Source organism: Streptomyces sp. QH1-20 (genome assembly GCF_041283565.1).
GTDB lineage: Bacteria > Actinomycetota > Actinomycetes > Streptomycetales > Streptomycetaceae > Streptomyces > Streptomyces syringius.
This window is the reverse complement of record NZ_CP166299.1, coordinates 691698-714674: the sequence shown is the minus strand read 5'-3', so window position 1 is coordinate 714674 and position 22977 is coordinate 691698. Positions and strand designations below refer to the sequence as shown.

General features: G+C 71.4%; 23 protein-coding genes. 10 read left to right on the top strand and 13 right to left on the bottom strand.

Annotation, left to right across the window (positions count from 1 at the left end; genetic code table 11):
* The 3 genes from AB8O64_RS03365 (at position 1) to AB8O64_RS03355 (ending at position 2409) form a co-directional block, all read left to right on the top strand.
* On the top strand, positions 1-1062 hold the full coding sequence (locus tag AB8O64_RS03365; RefSeq protein WP_370417773.1) for a serine protease: 1062 nt from the start codon (positions 1-3) through the stop codon (positions 1060-1062).
* Between the two features lie 41 nt (positions 1063-1103).
* Positions 1104-1844, top strand: a complete 741-nt coding sequence (locus tag AB8O64_RS03360) for an N-acetyltransferase family protein (RefSeq protein WP_370417772.1) — start codon at positions 1104-1106, stop codon at positions 1842-1844.
* 139 nt (positions 1845-1983) lie between these two features.
* On the top strand, positions 1984-2409 hold the full coding sequence (locus AB8O64_RS03355) for a hypothetical protein (protein WP_370417771.1): 426 nt from the start codon (positions 1984-1986) through the stop codon (positions 2407-2409).
* Here AB8O64_RS03355 and AB8O64_RS03350 read toward each other — a convergent pair.
* Positions 2406-3737 (bottom strand): chloride channel protein, encoded by a 1332-nt coding sequence (locus AB8O64_RS03350; protein WP_370423779.1) that lies wholly within the window; start codon positions 3735-3737, stop codon positions 2406-2408. The genes AB8O64_RS03355 and AB8O64_RS03350 overlap by 4 nt on opposite strands.
* Positions 3738-3849: 112 nt before the next feature.
* Here AB8O64_RS03350 and AB8O64_RS03345 point away from each other — a divergent pair, with 112 nt between their 5' ends.
* Entirely contained in the window at positions 3850-4437 is a 588-nt protein-coding gene (locus AB8O64_RS03345; protein ID WP_370417770.1) for a potassium channel family protein, read from the top strand.
* A 42-nt stretch (positions 4438-4479) separates the two neighbouring features.
* Here the strand turns inward: AB8O64_RS03345 and AB8O64_RS03340 are convergent, their stop codons facing one another.
* The 8 genes from AB8O64_RS03340 to AB8O64_RS03305 all read right to left on the bottom strand — a co-directional run bounded on the left by AB8O64_RS03340 (position 4480) and on the right by AB8O64_RS03305 (position 11392).
* A complete protein-coding gene (locus AB8O64_RS03340; protein ID WP_370417769.1) occupies positions 4480-5535 on the bottom strand; it encodes a PhlD in 1056 nt (351 codons plus the stop codon).
* A 129-nt stretch (positions 5536-5664) separates the two neighbouring features.
* Positions 5665-6483 (bottom strand): helix-turn-helix domain-containing protein, encoded by an 819-nt coding sequence (locus AB8O64_RS03335; protein ID WP_356455864.1) that lies wholly within the window; start codon positions 6481-6483, stop codon positions 5665-5667.
* 641 nt (positions 6484-7124) lie between these two features.
* A complete protein-coding gene (locus tag AB8O64_RS03330) occupies positions 7125-8285 on the bottom strand; it encodes a hypothetical protein (RefSeq protein WP_370417768.1) in 1161 nt (386 codons plus the stop codon).
* A 219-nt stretch (positions 8286-8504) separates the two neighbouring features.
* Positions 8505-8879, bottom strand: coding sequence for a hypothetical protein (locus tag AB8O64_RS03325; protein ID WP_356455860.1), 375 nt, complete (start codon positions 8877-8879; stop codon positions 8505-8507).
* A 95-nt stretch (positions 8880-8974) separates the two neighbouring features.
* Positions 8975-9409, bottom strand: coding sequence for a roadblock/LC7 domain-containing protein (locus AB8O64_RS03320; RefSeq protein ID WP_361930722.1), 435 nt, complete (start codon positions 9407-9409; stop codon positions 8975-8977).
* Positions 9410-9446: 37 nt separating this feature from the next.
* On the bottom strand, positions 9447-10259 hold the full coding sequence (locus AB8O64_RS03315) for a transcriptional regulator (protein ID WP_370417767.1): 813 nt from the start codon (positions 10257-10259) through the stop codon (positions 9447-9449).
* Entirely contained in the window at positions 10256-10675 is a 420-nt protein-coding gene (locus tag AB8O64_RS03310; RefSeq protein WP_370417766.1) for a hypothetical protein, read from the bottom strand. The genes AB8O64_RS03315 and AB8O64_RS03310 overlap by 4 nt, the downstream gene beginning before the upstream one ends.
* A gap of 234 nt (positions 10676-10909) precedes the next feature.
* On the bottom strand, positions 10910-11392 hold the full coding sequence (locus AB8O64_RS03305) for a DUF1453 domain-containing protein (RefSeq protein WP_370417765.1): 483 nt from the start codon (positions 11390-11392) through the stop codon (positions 10910-10912).
* A gap of 67 nt (positions 11393-11459) precedes the next feature.
* Here AB8O64_RS03305 and AB8O64_RS03300 point away from each other — a divergent pair, with 67 nt between their 5' ends.
* A complete protein-coding gene (locus tag AB8O64_RS03300) occupies positions 11460-12077 on the top strand; it encodes a TetR/AcrR family transcriptional regulator (RefSeq protein WP_370417764.1) in 618 nt (205 codons plus the stop codon).
* Between the two features lie 48 nt (positions 12078-12125).
* On the opposite strand, the gene AB8O64_RS03295 is transcribed toward AB8O64_RS03300, so the two are convergent.
* Positions 12126-13676, bottom strand: a complete 1551-nt coding sequence (locus AB8O64_RS03295) for an AMP-binding protein (protein ID WP_370417763.1) — start codon at positions 13674-13676, stop codon at positions 12126-12128.
* Between the two features lie 292 nt (positions 13677-13968).
* On the opposite strand from AB8O64_RS03295, the gene AB8O64_RS03290 reads away from it, so the two are divergent.
* Complete coding sequence (locus AB8O64_RS03290) at positions 13969-14331, top strand: DUF4190 domain-containing protein (RefSeq protein WP_370417762.1); 363 nt, start codon at positions 13969-13971, stop codon at positions 14329-14331.
* 65 nt (positions 14332-14396) lie between these two features.
* Here AB8O64_RS03290 and AB8O64_RS03285 read toward each other — a convergent pair whose 3' ends face one another.
* Complete coding sequence (locus AB8O64_RS03285) at positions 14397-15785, bottom strand: cytochrome P450 (protein WP_370417761.1); 1389 nt, start codon at positions 15783-15785, stop codon at positions 14397-14399.
* Between the two features lie 285 nt (positions 15786-16070).
* Positions 16071-16526 (bottom strand): Crp/Fnr family transcriptional regulator, encoded by a 456-nt coding sequence (locus AB8O64_RS03280; RefSeq protein ID WP_370417760.1) that lies wholly within the window; start codon positions 16524-16526, stop codon positions 16071-16073.
* Positions 16527-16910: 384 nt separating this feature from the next.
* Between AB8O64_RS03280 and AB8O64_RS03275 the strand changes: the two genes are divergently transcribed.
* Both AB8O64_RS03275 and AB8O64_RS03270 read left to right on the top strand, forming a co-directional pair.
* A complete protein-coding gene (locus AB8O64_RS03275; RefSeq protein ID WP_370417759.1) occupies positions 16911-17597 on the top strand; it encodes a DUF4142 domain-containing protein in 687 nt (228 codons plus the stop codon).
* A 6-nt stretch (positions 17598-17603) separates the two neighbouring features.
* A complete protein-coding gene (locus AB8O64_RS03270) occupies positions 17604-19028 on the top strand; it encodes a DUF1996 domain-containing protein (RefSeq protein WP_370417758.1) in 1425 nt (474 codons plus the stop codon).
* A 127-nt stretch (positions 19029-19155) separates the two neighbouring features.
* Here AB8O64_RS03270 and AB8O64_RS03265 read toward each other — a convergent pair whose 3' ends face one another.
* A complete protein-coding gene (locus AB8O64_RS03265; RefSeq protein WP_370417757.1) occupies positions 19156-20274 on the bottom strand; it encodes a PucR family transcriptional regulator in 1119 nt (372 codons plus the stop codon).
* Between the two features lie 530 nt (positions 20275-20804).
* Between AB8O64_RS03265 and AB8O64_RS03260 the strand changes: the two genes are divergently transcribed.
* Positions 20805-21356, top strand: a complete 552-nt coding sequence (locus AB8O64_RS03260; protein WP_356455839.1) for a hypothetical protein — start codon at positions 20805-20807, stop codon at positions 21354-21356.
* Complete coding sequence (locus tag AB8O64_RS03255; protein ID WP_370417756.1) at positions 21353-22861, top strand: NADH-ubiquinone oxidoreductase-F iron-sulfur binding region domain-containing protein; 1509 nt, start codon at positions 21353-21355, stop codon at positions 22859-22861. Before AB8O64_RS03260 ends, AB8O64_RS03255 begins: the two co-directional genes overlap by 4 nt.
* The last annotated feature ends 116 nt before the right edge of the window (positions 22862-22977 follow it).

Sequence of the window (22977 nt, the reverse complement as noted above, 5' to 3'; positions counted from 1 at the left end):
ATGCGACCGAAGTCACCGGTGGCGACCGGCACCGAGCAGGTCTTCGGGGACCTGAGGGAAGTCGCTGACCGCGTCCGCGCGGGCCTGGAGGCGGAACGCCCCGAATCGACGGAGGAACTCCTCCCGGACGAGGCCCCGGCGGGGCAGATCGCCCAGTTCGCCCAGTCGGAGCGCGACCGGGTCCTCACGGCGGGCGCGGACGGGCTGGAGAAGCTCGCCGCCGGCCGCACGGACGAGATCAGCGACGACGAAACCTTCGGGATGGAGGCCATCGTCCTCCTCGAAGGCAGACCCGCCATCCTGATCCAGAACCAGGACTTCGCCTCCCAACAGGGCGACTGGGCGGTGCTCGACGGGCAGCGGGCCGCCATCCGCGACTCCCTCGCCCGCGTCGGCCGGGTGGAGGTCTCGGGACACACCAGCCTGGACTGGCTGGGCACGGCCTTCCTCGTCAGCCCTGATGTGGTGATGACGAACCGTCATGTCGCGGTGGAGTTCTCCCGCACCGACGGCACCGGCTGGACCTTCCAGCAGGGCATGGGCGCCCGTGTCGACATCGCCGAAGAACTCGGAACCGCGCCGACGGAAGGCGAACCCTTCGCCTTCGCCGTCACGGAGGTGCTGGGCATCCACCAGGACGTCGACATGGCACTCCTGCGCGTCGACCCGTCCTCCGGCACCCAGCCCCTGCCGCTCCCCCTGGCGGTAGCGGCCGACGCACCGCCCGACGTCCCCGGCCACCCCGTCTACGTGATCGGCTACCCGGCGTGGGACGGCCGCCGCAACGAACCGGAGTCGATGCGCCGCATCTTCATGGACGTCTACAACGTCAAACGCCTCCAGCCGGGCACCACGACGGAACTCCTCCCCGAGGAGTTCACCGTCAAGCACGACTGCTCCACCCTGGGCGGCAACAGCGGCTCCCCGGTCTTCGACCTCACCGACCACCGCGTCCTGGGCCTCCACTACGGCGGCCGCTACGGCATCGGCAACTACGCCGTCCCGCTGTGGCAGATGGTCGACGACCCGCTGCTGAGCCGGGCGGAGGTCAACTTCGTGTGACTGCCGGGGCGGCGGCCTCCGGCCAGTCCCAGCCCAGTTGAGTGAACATCCCCAGCCGGTCGCTCACCGCCCTGATCTCGGTGATCCTGCCGTGGGCCGAACGCGTCGAGTTGCCTCTGGAACCCGTCGAACGCGGCTTCCGGTCGTCGGCCTCGCCGTGGGCGCCCTGCGTCGGCACGGCATCCGCCGCACCGTCCCGGACAAGGCGGACCAGGCCCGCAACCGTAAGAAGCGCGGAGCGCACCGTGGCTGCGCTCGGCGCGGAAACCGGTTTGCCTCACCGTGCCGCAGGAGCGAAGCTCGCCCCCATGACCGCAGATTTCCTCGTGCGTCCGGCCCGGCCCACCGATGCCCGGGCCTTGGCCGAACTGCGTTGGACGTTCAAGCAGGAGGACTACGACGGGCAACCGCCGGCTCCTGCTCGGCGCCTGGAAGAGGCCGAGCGTTGGATCCGCGACCGGCTCAGCGACGGCCGCTGGTTGGCCTGGGTCACGGAGACCGAAGGTGAAATCCGCGGTCACGTCTTCCTCTGTCCGGTGGAGCGGATGCCGGAGCCCTATGAGGACAACAATCCGGTCGGCTATGTCACGAACTTCTTCGTCATGCCGTCACAACGGAACAAAGGAGCCGGCTCGGCGCTCCTTGAGGCGCTGAAGCAGCATGCACGCGGCGCCGGCCTCGAGGGCTTGATCGTCTGGCCTTCACAGCGCAGCATCCCGCTCTATCAGCGGTCCGGATTCCGGCCTCCGGAGGAACTGCTGGAACTTCCACTCGACACCTGATGACACCCGCTTCCGACACCCGCCCCCGGCCCCTTCTTCGATCTGCCGGTCCGGGCCTGACATGGGACGATGGGAGAAGGAGGCCGCCGATCGGCCTGCTCCGGTCAGCGACGAAGCTCATCTGTGAAGGAGCCCGACAATGACCACGCACGCAGGCGGGACGAGCACCGCCACTCGGGATTCCGGCCACGGCCTTGTCTCCGGCTGGACCGCGTTCGCCGCGATCCTGATGGTGTTCGGCGGGCTGATGGCGATATTCCAAGGGATATCCGCCATAGCCAAGGACAACGTATTCGTCGTCACACGCGACTACGCCTACCAGTTCAGCCTGGCGGGCTGGGGCTGGGTGCATCTGATCCTGGGCATCGTCGTCATGCTGGCCGGCTTCGCGCTGTTCAAGGGCGCGATGTGGGCCCGTGTCACCGGTGTTCTGCTCGCGGGCCTGAGCATGATCGCGAACTTCATATGGCTGCCCTACTACCCGCTGTGGGCACTGGTGTTGCTCGCCATCGACGTCTTCGTCATCTGGGCGTTGTGTGCCGGACCACGGCCCACCACCACCTAGCGCGAAGCGGCGGGGGCGGGAGCCGGTTGGAGCCGCACCGACACCACATACGAGATGACGACGGCCACGATGACGAGCGGCATCACGGTGAGCCCCTCGGAGCCCAACAGCAGGGTGGCCAGCAGAACGGACGTCATCGGCAGCTTGAGCATCGCGACCGCCATGGCCCCGACGCCCATCGCGAACCCCGCGGTGAGGGTCAGCCCGGGCAGCTCGGACAGCAGGATGCCGCCCGCCGCCCCGACGAACATCGCGGGGAAGATGGGGCCACCCCGGAAGGCGCTCAGCGAGACGCAGTAGGCGAGTGCCTTGCAGACGACGAGGGAGACCAGCGCCGCCGTGGAGTAGGTGGCGCTGTGCGCCAACAGCCCTTCCAGCGCCGTCTCTCCCGAGTACATCACCTCCGACGGCTCCCGCCCCGTGCCCGCCCCGTAGCCGATCGCGAGCCCGGCGACGGTCAGGCCCGCCACCACCGAGCCCGCCACCCGCCGCCGCTCGACGCGCCCCTTCAGCAACAGGGCGAGCCGACGGACTCCCGCCCCCGCGAAGGCTGACGCGATACCGATGACCAACGCCCAGCCGAACTCCGCGACGGTGGGCGACGCCGCCCTGGGAATGTCGTGCAGCGCCAGCCCGTACGTACCGAGCCCCGTCCAGTCACCGAGCCCCGTGAAGATGAGCGCGCCGGTCCCGGCGGCCAGCAGACCGGGCGCCAGCACCGTTCCCAGCAATGGTCCGGCGAGCCCCGAGACCTCCATCAGCAGGAAGGCGCCGAGGAGCGGTGAGCCCAGCAGTGCGCTGACGGCCGCGAAGCTGCCCGCCGCGCCCACCACGGCCACCGCCCGGGCGTCGGGGTTCCGCGCGGCCAGGCGCAGCGCGCCCACCGCCAGCCCGTCGCCGATGGCGATGAGCGGCGCCTCCGGGCCGAGCACCGCGCCGAGCCCCAGCGAGGCCAGGGCGGCGCAGACGATGCCCGGAAGGTCGGCCAGGGAGGGCGCGCCCCCTGCGGAGAAGCCGGACGCCGGTTCATGCCCGCCGTGCCCCGGAAGGTGACGTACCGTCAGTCCCACCAGAGCACCCGCCAGGGCCAGCATCGGCAGCGGCCACCACGCAGGTGTGCCGTGGAAGCCCAGGGCCACCGGCAGGTCGGTGTAGACCAGTGGTTGCAGCTCGGTGACCAGCGCGAGGAAGCCGAACGCCACCGCGCAGACCGGCGCCCCGATGAGCGCGGCCAGGGCCAGCAGCCCCAGGTAGCGCCGGGTTCGCAAGGGGGCGTAGGGGTCTTCCGGCATCGCCGCCGATGCCGGAACGGGTGCGCCGACCGACATGCGTGCCGCCTCCTCGCCGGGGTGAACGCCGGTGTCCTCGAAGATCCGCGCGCCCGGCACAAGCCGGACGACCATCCGCCAGTAAACCACCCGAAGGCGGTATAAATGCCGCATGGCAGCTCAGGGCAGCCGGGCGGGCCCCGGGCGAAAGAAGCGCCGCCGGGTGATGCTCCGTCACTTCCTGCGCTCGACGACAGCGGTGACCCTGCTGGTGGTGCTCTACTACCTGGCCCCGCTGGACCGCGCGCCGGACGCCGGGGCGGCGCTGGCCCTGGCCGCGGGACTGTCGCTGTTCCTCGCCCTCGTCGTCCACCAGGTCAGGGCGATCGCGCGCTCCCCGTATCCGCGGCTCCGGGCCCTGGAGGTACTCGTCACCGCCGTGCCGCTGCTCCTGCTGCTCTTCGCCGCCGCCTACGTGCTGATCGAGCACGGCCACCACGGTTCCTTCTCCCAGGCGTTGAGCCGCACCGACGCCCTGTACTTCACGGTGACGGTCTTCGCCACCGTGGGGTTCGGCGACATCGTGCCCGTGACGAGGAGCGCCCGCGTCGTGACCACGGTGCAGATGCTCTTCGACGTCGTGGCGCTCGGCCTGCTGGCGAAGAGCATTCTCGGCGCCGCCGAGGCCGGGGTGCGACGGCGGTCCGCACAGGACACCGGAGAGCCGGGGGCTCCAGGGAACGGGTCCGCGGAATCCTGACCGGCACCGGAGCCGGGCGGCTCGCCCGCGCGTCCGCGCCGCTCAGGCGCACCAGGCGCCGCGGCAGGACGCGGCGACGAAACCGGGCCCGAAGGCGAGCAGCAGCCCCTCCTCGCCGTCGCCGGGCGGGTCGTCGTGGGTGCGGGCGAGAACGTCGAGGACCGCGACGCCGCCCAGGTTGCCGTTCTCCTCCAGGCTGCTCCAGGAGTGCCGGAGCACCTTGGGCTCGATGTCGAGCCCCCGGGCCACGTCGTCCAGGATGCGGGGTCCGCCGGGGTGGACGGCCGCCCAACGTGGCGGTGCGGTCACCGGCTGTCCGGCGCGCAGCCAGTCGTGCAGGGCGGGCATGACGTCACCGGCGGCGTTCGCGGCCTTGCGGGTCGAGTCGAAGTGCAGGCCCGCGTCGTCGAGGCGGCCCCAGTAGCGGTCGTGACTGTCGGGGAGCCAGTACTCCCAGGTGTCGTCGATGCGCAGCCCCGGACCGCGCGGGGTGTCGGTGACGACGCAGGCACCCGCGCTGTCCCCGAACAGCGCTTTGTAAATCATGCTTTCCAGGGTGGTGTCCTCGTGATGGTAGATCGTGCTGATCGTCTCGGCGGCGACGACCAGGACGCGGCTGCCCGGCTCGGCCCGCACCTCACGGGCCGCGCGGACGAGGGCTTGAGCGCCCCCGACGCAGCCGAGGGTGGCCATCGGGATCCGGCGGACGTCGGGGCGCAGTCCGAGCGCGCCCGTCAGGTGGACGTCGAGGCCGGGTACCGCCCACGAGGTGGTGTGACTGGTGACCACGCAGTCGACATCGGCCGGCGTCAGCCCGGCGGTGGCCAGGGCCGCGCGGGCCGCCTCCTCGGCGAGCCGGGCGGAATCGGCGAAGGCCACCTGGTTGCGCTCCCCGATCGGGGCGGTGCCGGCGACGGTGGGGGAGCGCAGCGGCCGGGTGAAGCGCCGGGTGTGCACTCCGGTGGCCCGGATGACGCGCAGGATCGAGCCCAGCCGTGGGTTGTCGCCGTGGTGTTCGCTGATGTCGGCGCAGATGTCATCGGTGGTGACGACGTGGTCGGGCAGGGCTATCGAAGGCATCGAGACGTAGGAGGGCACGAGGGCTCCACGAGGTAGGCGGGCGCGGTGTGGCTCAAACCTATGTGTAAAGGTGTCGCAAATTCGCCTACGGGTGTCATGGGATGTGCTCTGCCGATACGGAGTATTACCGGGGCGTCACCGTTGGTATCACCGGGCGTGCAGCATGGGCTGACGAGGCCTCCGCTCGCCGCGGTGGAAGACGAGGATCATGAGGCGGGCGCGGGGCGAGGCGAGGGGTTCGGCCGTGCACAGCGACACCCAGCCCGGGCCCATTTGCGCGTGGTCGAGAGGACGCTCGTCCCCGTCGGGGTGGATGTACGCGCCCCCGCCGGCCTCGTAGAGCGGGCCGACCACCGGGTCGGCGAGGATGTCCGCCTCCAGCGCGGTCAGCGTCTCGTCGTGGGGCAGCGCGGCCACGGCGGCCCGCATCTGGGGCAGGACGAACGGCAGCCAGTACTCGGTCCACCCGGTGAGCACATCGCGGGCCTCGGGTGCGAGCGTCATCCAGCGCATGGTGTTGGCCGGGACCTGTCCGCTGGGGAACATGGCGGCGAACGCCTCGTTGTAGGCGAGGACGTTCCAGGACTGGTCGTTGAGGTACGCCATGTGGGACATGCTGTTGACGACCTCCTGCCACGCCCCGGGGACCTCGGTGCCGGACCGGGGGTGCAGCGGGTACGGCGGGTCGCGGTGCACGGTGTAGAGCCACAGCAGCGTCCACTCGTGCTCGTTGAACGCGAGCAACCGGGCCACGTCCCGCAGCAGATCCTCGGGCGGGTTGGGGTGATTTCCGGTCTCGAGCCGATTGAAGGTCCCGGGCGCACGGTGCAGCAGCTGGTCGATCTGTGACTGTGCCAGTCCGGGGGCCCTGCGCCCCTGCCGGGCCGGGCGGGCGAGGCCGTGTTCCTCCGGGGCTATGAGAGCCCGGCGCGCACGGAGCAGCTTCTGCAGTGCTTCCTTGTCCACGTACGAATCCCTAATATCACGAGCGGCACCGCCAGGGGAAGGCGATTTCATTGGACAGTTTTTCCACCGAAAATCTCGGGGAAGAAATGATCGCATCCCTCATGCATGATCGACCTGTGGGTCCGCGTCATGACAGCGGCGCTGACCTGGGCACCTCACCCTATGTGAGGCCCAATCAGGGAGGGTACAATTCACTCGTCGACCGATCGAAACGGGAAGCAGAGGGCGGCCGCCATTCGCCCGCAGCTGCCGAGATCCGCGTTACGTGACCCGCTTTCGGGTCTGTTCCCCGTACTCATCGACGCCACCCCGGCGGGCATCCGTGCTGAAGTCTCGCAGAGACAGTCCACGGCATTGCGACCGCCTCTCGGCCGGCTCCATGGGCACGGAATCCCTCTGCGGTTCCCCCCGCGGTTCATCCGCGAACCGGCCGGACGGATGGCATCGGCGCCATCCCCCGCCGGGAGAGGTTCGTCCCAGGATGCGACGCTGATCCGCGGCATCCGGGGTGGCTGAACTTCGACGGTAGCGAGGGCTGTCGGCAACCGGCCGACGGCCCCGCTCGCCCCGGTACCGACCACGCCGGCCCAAGGCGCTGACGGCTACCGCTCCGCTTCATTCCCGCCCGGCCCGGGGCGCGCTCAGCGCGCGGTCGGCCAGCCGGGCATCTCCCGGAACCACCGCGCCTTGTAGAGCGAGCCGCCGGGCATGAATCCCGGTTGGCGCCCGCCCTCGGTGGCGAAGCCGACCGTGTTCGCGAAGTCGGCCCTCCACGACGGCTGCGCGTAGATGATCCCGTCGGTCGGTGACAGGCCGATGGATTTCATGCCGGAGAGAGGTTGCCCGGCGTCGTCGCGCTGCCTGACGTGGGAGCTGAAGCCCTTGAGACGCGTCTCGGAAGCACCCGAGGCGGAAGGGGAGACGAAGGCGGCCCGGTCGATGTCGAAGACGAGGACCGTCAGGTCGGTCGTGATGATCAGTTCGCGCTGCCCGGGGACCGGAGCGATGTCGTGCGGCCCGTCGTACCACCCCGGCCACTCGACCAGGGCCGGAGACTGCCGCATGGTGTGAACGGCCTGGGGGGAAAGCGGCTGATCGCTCACGGGGTCGTACCGGTAGGCCACCAGGAGGCCGTGGACGGCGGGGGAGTCGGCCCCCTGCTGCGGCCAGCGGTCCGTGCCGACCGCCCAGAGGACCTTCGCGGTCTCGTCCCACAGCAGCCCGTGGGACGACGGAAGCCCGCCCACCCGCTGGATCGGCTCCGTGGCGATCCGCCGGTCCATCGAATAGACCCACACCCCGCCGGCGGCCGAGGTGCTCGTGTCGGCCACGGCGATCCTGTTGCCCGGCAGCATCTCCACGGAGTGCATGTTCGTGTGGTTGCAGGCACCGAAGAGAAGGTCGCCCTTCGGATAGGAGAGGACCACGACGCCGTTGCCCACGATCGCGGCGATCCTCGTTCCGTTCGCGGCCCACTTGGCCTCGGTCACGCCGTAGCTCTCCCGCAGGCACGACAGGCCGGGTTCCTTGCCGGGAGGGACCCAGGACCACAGGGGAGTGACGTTGCCCCGGGAATAGACGTTGATCTGCTGCTTGATGTCCCGGGTGCCGCGCAGACCGGTGATGAACAGAGGCGCGGCGGCGACATCCCGCGCGAGCGGGCGCGACGGGCCCGGCGCGGCGTGCGCGAGCGGGGCGGTACCGCCGAGGACGAGCAGCCCGGCCAGGACTGCGAGAAGGAGCCGGCCGGCGCAGGGCAGCGGCTTCCGCGCGGGCGCGGCTTCGTCTCCGGACGACGACACGGGGGCTGCTCCTCGGCTGCAGAGCGGACGACGGTGCGTGGCCCGGCCAGCCGATCACTGTTCGGACCGCGCCGCCATTTCTGCTGGCCCATGTGGCGTAGGCCCTCCGGACGACGCCGAGCCCGCCCCCGGTCCGCCCGCCCGCGACGAACGCGTCGTCGAGGGCGGCGGCATACCGTGCGTCGACTGAGGCGTGCCGGCGCGGGGCGTCCGGGTGCGTCAGACCTCCAGGTCCGCCTCTATCCGCCGCAGTTGGTGCCGTGCCATCGCCAGATTGGCCCGCTTGCCGTCGAGCACCAGGTAGAGGAAGAGGCCGTTGCCGCCACGGCCGGTCAGCAGCCTGATCAGGTGATACTGCGAACCGAGGGTGATGAGGATGTCTTCGATGCTGTCCTGGATGTTGAGCATCTCCATGGCCCGCAGCTTGGCCCGCACCACGTCGGTGTTGCCCGCTGCCGCGACATTGAGGTCCAGTGCCTGCGACCCGCCGAGCGTGCCGAGCGCCATGCCGCTGCCGTAGTCGACCAGAGCGACGCCGAGGGCGCCCTCGATCGACGTCATCGCATCCTGCAGGGCCGCTTCGGTGTTCGCCATGAGAATCCCGCTTTCGTCATTGATGGTCATCAAGGGCCGCCCCGTTCCCACGGCTGTCCGCCGACGGAACAGGGGGTGAAAAAGAGGTGCCGTGGTCACATCTGCCGTCGACGCTCCAGTGCGCTGTCGACGAGCTCCGCTATCCGGGTTCCCGCCCTGCGGGCCTCCAGGTTCAGCCGGCCCACGTTGGCGTCGGCCGCCGCCAGGAGCGTCAGGACGCACGACGAACCGGCCGCGTACGTCGCCACATAGCCGCGCTCGCCGCGCACCAGCAGTTCACGGAATCCGCCGTGACCCACGGCGTCCGTCAGCCGCGCGCCCACCCCCAGGGCCGCCGCGGTCAGCGCGGCCACCCCGTCGGGCTCCATGTCGGTGACGAGATGCGCGATCACCAGCCCGTCGGTGCTCGCCACCAACGCACCCGTCAGATGCGGTACGCGGACCCGTAACGCCTGGAGCTCGGTGAGCACCTCGGGTAGGGCCGTCATCGACTGTCTCCTTCCTGTCCATTGCCTCAAGGCGCGTCTCATCATGGGAGCGGGGCATCCCGACGGGGGGACGGAATGGTCACAAAGCCTCCAACGCGTCACGGATCCTGATGAGCAGGGAGGTCTCCGGGACGCCCGGCGCCTCGGGCAACGGCGGGCCGTCCTTGGGCACACCCGGGTCCGGGGGCCGGATCAGGCCCAACGCCGTCAGCCGCCGGACGTCCAGGAGGGTGGCGAAGGCGGGGCGGCCGAGCGCCCGGGCGATCTGTACCGGGGTGCGTACCCCGTCGGCCGCGCGCAGCACCGCCCGACGGCCGCACGCCGCCTGCGCGCCGCGTCCGCGGCCCCGGTCGGCGTCGGGCACGGGCACGACGGGCGCCGCGTCCACCGCCGCGCCCGGCCATGCCTGTTCCAGGAGCCGGCGCCGTCTGCGCACCTCCCGTCGGAGGGCGGGGACCGGCACCGGCCGCACCGGGCCGAGCCAGTGCCGGGCCTCGCGGAGGAACCGCTCGGGCGGGCGCTGACCGTCGCCCAGGGGGTACAGGACGAAGTAGGCGGCATCGAACAGCGCGCTCAGGTGGCACAGTTCGAGTTCGCCCTGGCTCAACCGGCCGTGCTCGACGAGGAAGTCACCGGCCCGGTAGCCCGGGCCGCCCCGCGCCACGGCCTCCTCCCAGGTCTCCGGCGACAGCCGCCCCCGGGCGGTCAGCCGCCACCCCACGTCCGGCGCGGCCGGGCTCTCCGCGTGCACCACCGCCCCGTCGCACAGATAGAGCGCACCCACCGGCCCGTGCAGCGCCCCGGTGGCACCTTCGCAGGCCAGCCGGGCCAACGGGTCCTCGGCGTACCGGTCCTCGACGGCCGCCGGCGCCGGTATCGCGCCCGCGGTCACGACAGGACCAGCGCGGCGGTCAGATCCCTCAGCCGGAAACGGGCGACGGCCAGATTGGACTCGGCGCGGTCGAGCCAGAGGTAGAGGAAGACGCTGCTGTCGAAGGCGGTCTCCACGAAGCGGATCAGATGGTATCCGCCGCGCGCGGTGACGATGAGGTCCTCCACGGGCCCGTCGGCCTGTTCGGCGCGTCCGTCCTCCACTGCCCGTTCAGGCTGGTCGGCCTGGGTGAACGCGCTGCTCTCGAAGGTGAGCCGGGCCAGCTCGGCGGCCTCCGCGGCTGCCGTCTCGTGGTCGTGGTTGGGGCCCTCGCCCGCCACTCCCAGGGCGAGTCCGGTCGTCCAGTCCACCAGACTCGCTCCCCGGACACCGGGGATCGCCAAGGCCTCGGATAAGCACGCGTCGATACCGGACACACAGACCTCTCCAGCCGCGCCGCGGCGGCGCACCGTCGCGACTCGTCAGACACAGACAACAGCTACCAACGGCATGTCGGCTGCGACGGAAGGTAATCGAAAACGGAACCGCGCGTGGTGGTTTTGGCAAATTCAACCGGCATAGGTCGAGCGACGCACCGGATGCCGACGGACTGCCCGCCCTGGGGCGGCCACGGCCCGCCACGCCTGCCCGGGCGGGCACGTGCCCGCGCGTCAGCGCCGCCGCTCCCGCTCCGGAGCGAAGGGTATGCCGCTCGCCAGTCCCCGGCAGCCGACGACCAGCGCCTCACCGAGGAAGCCGACACCGATGGACAGCTGGACCGGCCGCGCGTTCGCGTGCATGCCGAGCCGTGTCGCGAGGAAGCCGTAGCCGGCCATGACCAGCAAGGAGCCGAGGATGACGAGGAAGGTCCGGCCGGTGTAGCGCTGCCACAGCACCCCTTCCTTACCGAAGAGCTGGACGGTCGCGCCGCGCAGCGCGCCGAGCGCGATACCGAGGAGGCAGCCCACGACGACCCAGACGAGGTCGGTGCCGGTCAGGCCGTCGGCCTTGCACAGGGCCCAGACCCCGAGGCCGGTGAGGACGAGAGGCGGCGCGAACAGGTCACGGGCGTTGAGCGGTTCGCCCCTCAGCCGCTTGACCACCACCACGAGCGCGACGACCGCGATGAGAGCCGCGAGTACCCAGACGTTCATGACCCACCCCTTTATAGCTCAACCTTGCTAAAAAAATAATTTAGCTCACCCGTGCTATAAAGACAACATGCCGAAGATCGTCGACCCCGAGGCCCGCCGCCAGGCCGTGGCCGCCGCCGTTCTGCGCGTCGTCAGCCGGGACGGCCTGGAAAAGGCGTCACTGCGCAATGTCGCCGACGAGGCGGGGCTTGCCATCGGATCGGTCCGTCACTACGTCACCGACCAGGCCGAACTGATGATGCTCGCCCTGCGCGAACTGGGTCGCCGCGTCGACCGGCGGGTCTACGCCCACGCCGAGCAACTGCTCGACCCGGATGCCGACATCGACCGCCGTGCCCGCACCGAGGATCTCCTCGCGGAGCTTCTCCCCCTCGACGAGACCCGCCACGAGGAGGCCGTGCTCTGGCTCGCCTTCACCACCGCGGCGCGCACCCGGCCCGAACTGCGCGCCCGCGCGGACGCGTTGCACGAGGGCATGCACGCCTTGGTGGTACGCGTGCTGCGTGAATGGCAGCGGGTCGGCGGCCTGCCGGAGGCCCTCGATGTGGAGACGGAGGCGCTGCGACTGTCCGCACTGCTCGACGGCCTCGCGCTCCAGGTGGTGCTGCAACCCGCCCACGTCACGCCGGACGACGCCCGAAGGGTGCTGCGACGCCACCTGGGCGCGCTCAAGGCAGGGTCCTAGGCCGTGTCCGCGCACCTCGGCGCGGACACGGGCGGGACCGGTGGTGGGTCAGACCGCCGCCTGCTCCATCATGCGGCGCAGCAGCTTCTTGTCCGGCTTCCCGGCGTCGGTCAGCGGCAGCGCGTCGAGGAACTCGATGCGCGCCGGTTCGTACATCGTGCCGCGCTCGGTGCGCACCAGCTCACGCAGGCCCCGCTCGTCGACCCCGCCGTCGCGTGTGGGCACGACGACGGCGTGGACCTGCTCCATGCGGTTGGCGTCCGGGACGCCGAAGACGGCGCTCTGCAGGACGTGCGGGTGGGAGTTCAGCAGGTCCTCGAGTTCCGTGGTGTACACATGGCCGCCGACCACCACGATCATGTCCTTGAGCCGGTCGACGATGGTCAGATAGCCCTCGTCGTCCAGGTGCCCGATGTCGCCGGTGTGCAGCCAGCCGTCCCGCAACACCTCGGCGGTCAGCTCCGGCTGCTTCCAGTACCCCTGCATGATGCCCGCCGAACGGACGCAGATCTCGCCGTGCTCACCGGGAGGCAGGTCGCGCCCGGACGCGTCACGGATGGCCACCTCGACGCCTTCCAGGGCCTTCCCGACGGACCAGAGGCGCTCGGGGTGCTCCGGGTCGTGGTCCGCCTCGGTGAGCACGCTGATGCCGCCGGCCTCGTTCTGGCCGTAGAACTGGTTGAGGACGGGGCCGAAGCGCCGTACCGCCTCGGCGATGCGGGTCGGGGAGGACGGGCAGCCGCCGTACGAGATGCGGCGCAGGCTGGAGGTGTCGGTGCCCTCGGCGTCCGGGTGGTCCATCAGCTGGTACAGCAGCGGCGGCAGCAGGAACAGGTGGGTGATGCGTTCGCGTTCGATCGCCGCGAGCACGGCCGCCGGCTCGAAGTCCTCCATCAGCACCACGGCTCCGCCGGTGCGCAGGGCGTGATCGGCCATCATGCCGGCGGCGTGGGCGAGCGTGGTGCACACCAGCTGCCGGATCGGCTGGCCCGCCTTGGCCATGATGTCTTCGGGTATGACGTCGTGGAACCACTGCACCTGGTCGAAGGAGGTGCAAATGGCCTTGGGGTGGCCGGTGGTGCCGCCCGTGTGACGGATGGTGCAGGTGTCCTGCGGCCGGGCGGGGCTGGGGAAGGGATCGGCGGACTCGTCCGCGGCGAGTTCCAGCAGGTCCGTGCCCACCTCGGCCGGGCCGAGCGTGAGGACGCTCTTCACCGGCGCCTGCCCGGTCAGCTCACGGGCGCGATCCGCGTACCGCGGGTCGACGATCAGGGTGTGGGTCTCGACGTCGCGGACGATGGTGGCCTGCACCTCGGCCGCGAGCTTGCTGTAGAGGTGGTTGACCCGGCAGCCGAGCAGATTGGCGGCGTAGCGCACGGCGATGGTCTCGGGCAGGTTCCCGCTTAACAGGGTGACGGTCTGGCCGTGACGCACTCCCTGGGTGTGCAGTGCGCGTGCCATGCGGTGGACGAGGTCGTGGAGCTCGCGGCCGGTGACGCGTCGGTCGTGATGGATCAGGACGTGCCGGTCGGGTGTGGCTGCGAGGACGTCGAGGGTGTGCTCCACGTAGGTGCGGAAGTCGTTCGCGTTGAGGGGCATGCGCAGTTCCTGGATTCCCTGGGTTCCTGATTCATGGTGTGCGGTGCCCGGGGTGCGGCGGAAGCCGCGTCGGCCGGTCGCGGCCCACGGACCGGCCCGGATCCCGACAACTTTGGTAGCCCAGGGCAACTAAAGTGATCTTATCTCTTCACCTTCAAAGGCTCCAGGCCGGGCGGCGTGACGCCTGGATTTCCTTGCCCGAAACGTCGATATCCGGTCAGTGGCCCCGACGGCTCCGGCGTGCGGCACCGCATCGTAGGGTGGCTTTTCCATGCTGACGGGGGGAAGCGACATGAGCAGCGGTACGCGACAGGCGGCGGATACCGCGGCCGAGGGCCGCAACGGGCCCGCCCGCGTCGCCCTCTGGGCTGCCTTCCTGGGTATTGGCCTGATCCTGGGCATGGTGGCGACGCCGATGTTCTGGCTGATGTGGGGCGGGTGGTACACGCTGTTCGTGTTCCTGTGTGCCTGCGTCGCCATCCCGGCCGGGCACCTCGGCCGCAGCCGCGGCAAGCGGCTGGGCGGCCGCGACCGCGGTGCGGCACTGTTCGCCATCGTCGCCGGATGGCTGCTGATGCTCTGCTGCCTGCTGCTGGTGGTCGCCTACGCCGGGCTGGTGGCGGGGCTCGCGGTCCTGGTGGACTCGGCCCGCTGAGCGGCGGGCCGCCCCCGTGCGGCCCGGGCGCCGCAGCACGTGTGCAGGGTGACCCCCGCCCGCCCTCACCGGGCCTCGGCCACCATGGGCAGCCGATCGGGGTGGATGTTCGCCCGGGTGACCATGCGGACCCGCGCGCCGGGGTACGGGCGCAGCCGCCACCGCCCGCAGACGGTCGCCACCGCCATGGTCATCTCGGCCAGGGCGAACGTGTCGCCGACGCACTTGTACGCGCCCGCGCCGAAGGGGATGAACGCCCCCTTCGGCAGGGCGCGCGCCCGCTCGGGCAGCCAGCGGTCGGGGTCGAACCGCCGCGGGGCCGCGAACCAACGCGGGTCGTGGTGCAGCGCGTACGGGCTGTAGAGGAGCTCGGCCCCGCCGGGCACCGACACGGTCCCGAGCCGGACGGCGGCCGTCGTGCGGCGCGTGATCATCCACGGCGGGTACCGGCGCAGCGTCTCCAGCACGACCCGGCCGGTGAAGGCGAGGGCCGGCAGATCCTCGAAGCGCGGTGGCCGGCCGCCGAGCACGGTGTCGACCTCGCCGTGAACGCGCTCCTCGATCTCGCGGTGGCGCCCGAGTTCATGGAAGAGCCAGGCCAGGGTCGCCCCGGTCGTCTCCACCGCGGCGACGGCCAGGCTGGTCACATGGTCATGGACCTGCCGGCCCGTCAGACCGCGGCCTTCCGCGTCCCGCTGGGTCAGCAGCAGGGACAGCATGTCCCCGCGGTCCTCTCCGGTGTGGCGGTGCGCGGCGATCGCCCGTCCGACGAGCCGTTCCATGGTGTGACGGGCGCGGTCGAAACGGAGGTTCGAGGCGACCGGCACGCGCGCCCACCACTCCGGCAGCACAAGACGCACCATCATGCCCCGCGAGAGAGCCGGCAGCGCCCGGTGGAACTCCGCGCTGGCGCGGGTGCCCAAGCCCGAGGGGAGCAGGGTGTTCGCGAGCACACCGAGCGACAGGTCGTTCATCGCCCGGTCCACCGCGACGACCTGCCCCGGGCGCCATTGCGCGACGACGCTTTCGGCGACCCGGCCCATGACGGCGGCGTAGGCGGGGATCCGCTGGTGGTGGAAAGCCGGCTGAACGGCCCGTCGGGCCCGGTGATGCACCTTTCCGGAAGAGGCCACCAGACCCTCGCCGAGAAAGAGGGACGCCTTCTCGAAGAGCCGGCCGCGAGTGATATCGCGGGCCCCGCCGACAAGAATGTGCTGGACCAATTCCGGATGCGTGAGGGCGTAGAAGGGCAATGCCCCGAGCCGTAGCCGGACGACGTCCCCGTGCGCGGCCAGCGACGTGACGAAGTCGAGGGGCCGTCGCATCAGCGGAACCGTGTGACCGGCGACGGGCCAGGCGCCCGGGGCCCATGCGACCGCGCCGGTCGTGGCCTTGTCATGACGCGGCGTATGCCCTGTGCGCCGCGGGGTCAGTGTTCGGGATCGAGGGTCCATGGTGTCTCCCACCTCGTATTCACTCGTCACACCGTTGGCCTCCCCATCCAAGTCGAGTGCGTGGGTGCGGGGCGGACGCCACCAGGGGTATCGGAAGCACGCGGCGCGGCCCATCGGTACCCGGGCTCCCCGATTCCCGGCTCCGCGCCCCCTTGTGGGGCCGGGGAGACGGATTTCAAGCGGCCGACGAAGAAACCATCCGATAAATGTGCTCGCTCTATTTAAGGCTCGTGGCATTTATGGGCGCGGGCCGATTCCCGGGACACCAGCCCGCGAGGGGGCGGGTCACAACGGTTCGGCGGTGTGCGGGACATAGAGGTCCAGCAGCCGGCTGCGCGCCGTGTGCAGCCGGTGTCCGAGCACCTCGGCCACCGCGCGCATGACGGCGAAACCGAGCGCGGGGTTCTGCTCGCACAGCGCCCGCGCGTCGGCGCCGTCGAACTCGTACGCCCGCACGGGGCTGAGCGCCTCCGCGCCGAACCCCCACTCGTACGGCGGGAACAGCCAGGACCAGCCGAGCAGATCCCCCGTGCCCAGCGTCTCCACGGTCACCACCCGGTGCCCGGGCAACTGGAGGTCCAGGGTGACCGCGCCGGAGCGGATGACCCAGAAACGGTCCGCCGTGCCGTGTTCCTCGAAGATCCGGGCGTCCTCCGGGAAGGAGACCTCGCGGGCGAGCTCCATCAGCCGGTCCCGGTATTCCGCGGGCAGGGCTCTGAGCAGTCTCTTCGTTGTCGTCATTGCCGAGAGCCTCCTCGCCGCCCGCGGCGCCGCTGACACGTCGCCGCCCCGCCGGTGGCCCGCCGGGGCCCATGTCCGCCGCCCCGTGCGCGCAGCCTGCTACCTCCATTGACCCACGCCCGCCAGCGGGCGGCATCCCGAGCGTGAGACAGGGACACGTCACCCCGCCCGGAACGGCACACCTCCAGGGAAGAGCCGCACGGTAGCAGCGTCCGGGAGGGGAGAGGCCGGCTTTGTCAGAGGCCGCGAATCCTCGTCTGCCCGACTTCACCGGCGGCTAGCGTCCGTGGGCATTCCGGCGGGGCGGCTTCCGGCAAGGGGCGTCCTCCGGCAGGGCGTGCGCTGCGGGCGCCCGAAGAAACCGAGGAATCCGAGGAAGGTGTCATGCGATCCGTACGTTCCCTGCGTTCCGCCCGTTCCCTGAGCGGTCTGCGGCCCGTCTCCCGGCGGACCCTCGGTACCGGGCTCGTCGTCGGCTCACTGGCCGCGACGCTCCTGGCGCTGCTGATCCCCGTGTATCTCTTCGGCAGTGCCGAGCCGGCGGCGGCGACCGCGCGCACCGCCTGGACCGACGACGGAGGCGGAATCACGAACACGCGGTCCGGTCCGCTGACACCGCTGGACCGGGACTTCGTCCGCCGGGTACGACTCGCCGGGCTGTGGGAGAAGCCCGCGGGGAGCCTCGCTCTGGAGCGCGGCACGAAGGACACGGTGAAGACCGCCGGCCATCATCTCGTCGACGGTCACACCGAGCTGGACCGGCTGTCCATCGAAACCGGTCAGGCCTTGGGTGTGACCATGCCGCAGCGGCCCACCGCCGAACAGCAAGGGTGGCTCGACCAGTTGGAAGGCGCCCAGGGCGCCACGTTCGACCGGCTCTTCGCGAACCTCGTGCGGGCCGCTCACGGCAAGGTGTTCGGGCTGGTGGCGCTCGTACGCGACCGCACCGCCAATACGGCGGTGCGGGACCTGGCGTCCCGCGCCAACACCGTCGTCCTCGACCACATCACCGTCCTCGAGAACACCGAACTCGTCGACTTCCCCCACCCAGGTGACAACGAAAAGAAGTGACCCCACATGATGCGACAGGCCCATAAACGCTCGCAGTTGAGGACCCGGGCGGTGGTCGCGGCCGCGGCGCTGCTGCTGGGCGGCGGTGGCACGGCGATCATCGCGGCCAACGCCTCCGCCGGCGGTGCCCACGACACCGCGCGACAGGACACCGGGCAGAGCACGCACGGCGCCGCGGCGGGATCGGCCCCCGGTGAGACGACGACCGTCTCCTGCCCCGACGTCGGCGAACGGCTGCGCGAGGTCCCCGCACCGGCGCGGACTTCGGTCTCCCGGGGCCTCTCCCAGCTCGACGCCCAAGTGGCGAGCGCCTACGAGCAGATGGCGTCGAAGGGAACCACCCCGGACGCCGTGCTGGGGGAGCTGAAACGCAAACGCGCCGAGACCATCGGCAGCATCACCGATTCCATCAAGGCGGCCGACAGCGCCGCCGTGCCCGCGCCGGAGGACCTGAGCGCACTGAGCGGGTGCCGGACCCGGCAGATCACTACGACCGCGGCCGACGACTCCTCCCGCCCCTTGGCCTCCCGGCTCGGCGAGCAGGGCAAGGCCGGCGGCCCCTCCCGCGCCGACTTCGCCGACATCAGGACCGCGCCGACGCGGCCCGGTGCTCCCGCGGCCCGCCGCGGCGGCTCGACGGGCACCTTCGCATCCGTGTGCGGTCGCAACGAAAATGGTCACTTCAACCCCGACAACGTGATCGTCACCCCGGGGGTGCGCAACGGCGCCCACCATATGCACGACTATGTGGGCAATAAATCCACCGATGCCTTCTCCACCGACAACAGCCTCGCGAGGGCGGGAACGACCTGCACCAACGGGGACAAGTCCAGCCACTACTGGCCGGTGCTGCGGACACTGGACGGAAAAGCGGCGCCGGACGCCAATGCCCCGGGCGGCGGCCACGACGGGAACATGGGAACCGTTCTGCGCCCCGCGTCGGTGACCCTGCAGTTCCGGGGCAGCCCGGTGACAAAGGTGACCGCGATGCCCCGATTCCTTCGCGTCATCACCGGTGACGCCAAAGCGCTCACCAACGGCCTGGCCAACGCGAACGCCTCATGGAGCTGTGCGGGATTCGAGAACCGGCAGTTGAAGGACAAATATCCGATCTGCCCGGACGGCGCGCAGGTCGTCCGCACCTTCGCCTTCCAGAACTGCTGGGACGGGCGTAACACCGACAGCGCCAATCACCGCACCCACGTCGCCTTCGCCCGCGCGGACGGCTCCTGCCCCCGTGGTTTCAAGGCCATTCCGCAACTGGTGCAGCGCATCACCTACGACGTACCGGCGGGCGTCCCCTTCGCCGTGGACAGCTTTCCCGAGCAGCTGCACAAGCCGGTCACGGACCACGGCGACTTCATCAACGTCATGTCGGACGCGCTGATGGCGAGGGCGACGGCGTGCATCAACGATGGCCGCACCTGCTGACCGGACATCACCCGCACCACCCGTAGAACCCCCGGCGCCCGGTGCTCCCCACCCCCACCATCCACCGGGCGCCGGGAAGGCGGCGGCCCCGAACAGCCGAGTTCGGGGCCGCCGCGCCGGGTTTGTCTCACAGGCCGTTGATCCGGGCCCGGCCGGCCGGGCTCAGCGGCGCGGCGGCCGCCCCCAGGGCCCGCACCGGGCCGTGCGCCCGTGACCGCAGCTGCCGGGCCTGGGCCAGCAGCCGTCGGCTGCGCAACGCCAGCTCCAGCTCGAAGCGGGTGCGCGGCTCGCGCATCGCCGGTCCGAAGAGCTTCTCGATCTGGCGAAGGCGGTAACGCACCGTCTGGGGGTGCACCTTGAGCGTACGGGCCGCCTCCGGCGCGCCCCCGCTCTCCAGCCAGGCCAACAGCGTCACCTCGAGCCGCTCGCTCTGCCGCGGGGTGAGGTCCTCCAGCGGGCGCAGCCACCGCGCGGACAGGGCCCGGGCCAGGGATTCGTCCTGGAGCATGAGCAGCTCGGAGAGGTGGTCGTCGACGAACGTGACGCGTTCGGCCGGACCGCCCATCGCCGCCGCCAGGGCCAGCAGCCGCCGCGCCCAGCGCAGCGAGGAGGCGGCGTCCACGACCGGGACGGAGTGGCCGACCGCGGCCACCCGGCCGCCCAGCGCCGACTCCAGGGCCGCGCGGGCCCGCGGCCCGGGGTCGGGAATCAGCAGGCACAGGTCGGCCTCGACGGTGCCGGGCAGCCCCTGACCGAGGGCCGCCGCCAGTTGCGGGGTCAGCGCGGGTGTCGGCTGCGGAACCAGATGGGGCGCCAGGGAGTGCGCGTCGTGCGGGCCGGCGAGCACGATGGCGCGCACCCGGCGGGGGAGCGGCCAGCCGGCCCGGCCGGCCAGTTCGGTCAGCACGTCGTGGGGGATGTGCCGGTCGTCGGCGAGCGCGGTGAACAAGGCCTGGCGGGCCCGGGTGCCGGGCATGGCGGTGACGACCTGTCCCGGTTTTCGCCGCGGTGTGGGTATGCGCTCCGGCCCCGCGGCGGGCCGCAGTCCCAAAGTGAGCAACAGTGCCCTCTCCACCGCCTCCTGCGTCGCTTCCCTGCCGATGCGCTGTGATACCGCCGAGAACGCGGGCGTACTGCGCTGCAGTTCTTCGGCCAACTGCGCGGCGACTGCGGGAAGTTCCTTTCTCAGGACCCGAGTCCACTCACCGCGCGGCCGCGACCAGATGCGGTTCAGAATGTCGCACATCGTCTACCTCCGGACTTCCGTACCGGGCGGGAGGGCCGGGAATACCGCCGGGGGCCTCTCGCCTGAGTGGGCATCATCAACAGCCGATCGCCGCCGTGGGGACAGCCGCGCGTGAATTTGTCACAGCACGATAAACCTTATGAAGATCCTGCGAAGTTGGACGATGCTTCTGCACATTCCACCGCCGGACCATGAGTGCCCGGACGGTCACACCACGTGAATTCGATGATCGCCTTGTCGGCGAATAGCGCCGATGCGAGGGATTTCCGGATTTCTCAGGAACACGGGCAGTCGTGAGGACCACCGCCGGCCGCCTGTGGGAGAACCAGATGCATATGTCGCGAACGCAAACGCTCCTGCCCCGCCCTCGACCCCGGGGCCGCTCGGGCGGTGGAGGCCGCCGCCGAGCCCCCCAGTCCCCACCACGCCCCCGACCCCGGCCGCGGGCCCGGCCGCAGACCCGGCCTTCCGCGCGCCCCGCCCTGCCGGCGGCGATCCTGCTGCTGCTCGCCGTCGCCGTCCAGGCCGGCGTGGCCGAACGGACACAGGAGTTCCTCGACTTCGGCGCGGGAGTACTCGCGCTCGTCTCGCTCACCTCCACCGTGCTGTGGGGGCTGGCCGCAACCGACCGACGGCTGCTGGGCTCGGCCCACCGACTCCTCGCCCAGGGCGTGCACCGCGGACTGGCCGTGGCCGGGCTCGGTTTTCTCGCCCTGCACATCTGGGTGAAGGTTGCCGAGGACCGTACCAGTCCGACGGCGGCGACCGTCCCTTTCACCGACAACACGCAACCCTTCCTCATCGGACTCGGCACACTGGCCGGGTATCTCTTCATCGCGGTGGCGGTCACCGGCGCCGCGCGCAGTGCCTTCACCGGCGGCGGTCGCTCCGGCCTGTGGCGGACCCTGCACATGGCGGCCTATCCCGCGTGGGGCGCGGCCCTGGTGCACGGACTGCACGCCGGCCGGCCCGCCGCCGGCTGGGTCACCGCGGCGTACGCACTGTGCCTGAGCGGCGTCGCCCTGGCCCTGACACTGCGCCTGCGCACCCGGCAGCGTGAGGCGCGGGGAGGGCGGCCATGAACGGGACCATGCCGTCACTCGCCACCGTCGGGCCGCCCCGGCTGCTGGCCGGACTGGACGAGACCGCGTGGATGGACCGGGCGGCGCACACCGCCGTGCACGGACCCGCACCCGAGCTGAACGTGAAGGAGCTGACGGCGCTCGCGGAGGACATCGGCCTGCGCGGCCGCGGCGGCGCCGGGTTCCTGTTCGCCCGCAAGCTGCGGGCCGTCACCGACTCACTGCGCCGGACCGGCGCCACCGCCGCCGTCGTCGTCAACGGCAGTGAAGGCGAGCCCGGTTGCCTCAAGGACACCGCCCTGCTGTTGTTCGCCCCGCACGTGGTCCTCGACGGCGCCGTCCTCGCGGCCAAGGCACTCGGCGCGCACGAGGTCGCCATCGGCGTCACCCGCTCCGATGTCGAGGAGTCACTGCGCCGGGCGATCGCCGAGCGCGGCTCCGCCGGACCGGGCATCGGGGTGACGCGGCTGCCCGAACGCTTCGTCACCGGCGAGAGCTCGGCCCTCGTACGCGGCATCGACGGCGGCCCCGCGCTGCCCTCCGGCCGCAGGATCCGTACCAGCGAGAGCGGTCTGGGCGGGGTGCCCACCCTGCTCTCCAACACCGAGACCTTCGCTCAACTCGCCGTCGCCGCACGACTCGGAGCCGTGGGCTACGGCGCGGTCGGACTGCCGACCGAGCCCGGCACCGTCATGCTGACCGTCGCCGGAACCCACGTGGTGGAGACCCCGACCGGCCTGCCCATTCCCTACGTCCTTCAGCTGTGCGGCACCGCACCCGGCCAGGGCGTACTGGTCGGCGGCTACCACGGTGGCTGGCTGCCGCCGGACGCGGCGCGGGCGGCCACCGTCTCCCGCGACTCGCTCGCCGCGGTCGACGGCGTCCTCGGGGCCGGTGCCCTGCTGCCCCTGCCCGAGACCACCTGCCCGGTCGGCGAGACCGTACGGGTGGCCGGCTGGCTGGCGGAGCAGTCAGCCGGCCAGTGCGGCCCCTGCGCCCTGGGCCTGCCGGCCCTCGCGGACGCCCTCGCCGACGCGGCGGACGGCGGCGGGCAGCGCGCGCTGGACACCGTACGCACCCGGATCGCAGCCGTGGAGCGGCGCGGCGCCTGCAGTCACCCCGACGGCTCCACCCGCTTCGTGTCCTCCGCACTCACCGTCTTCGCGGAGGAGTTCGCCGCCCACGCCCTGGGACACGGGTGCGGACGCCCGACCCTCGGCGCGCTGCCGCTGCCCGCCGAGGAACGGACACGAACCACCGCGTCGGCAGCTCGTACCGGCGGTACGGCCCCGGCCCCGGCCCCCGCGGAGCAGCTGCTGGTGGACTGGACGTTGTGCAGGGGGCACGGGCTGTGCGCGGACCTCCTGCCCGGGCTGCTGCGGCTGGGTTCGGACGGCTACCCGGAGCGGGCCGTCATCCCCGTGCCCGGGCGGATGCGGCAACGGGCGCTGCGGGCGGTCCGGCGCTGCCCCGCCCTCGCACTGCGCGTCGAGGTCGCCGGCTGAGCGGCGCGCGCCTGCCTTCCGGCCTGAAGTTTCTGTCCCCACATGACAAATTCCGGGACCCGCTGAGCGCATGGCGGACCGGCCCCGTACCCCCACGGCAACGGCGGACCATCGCC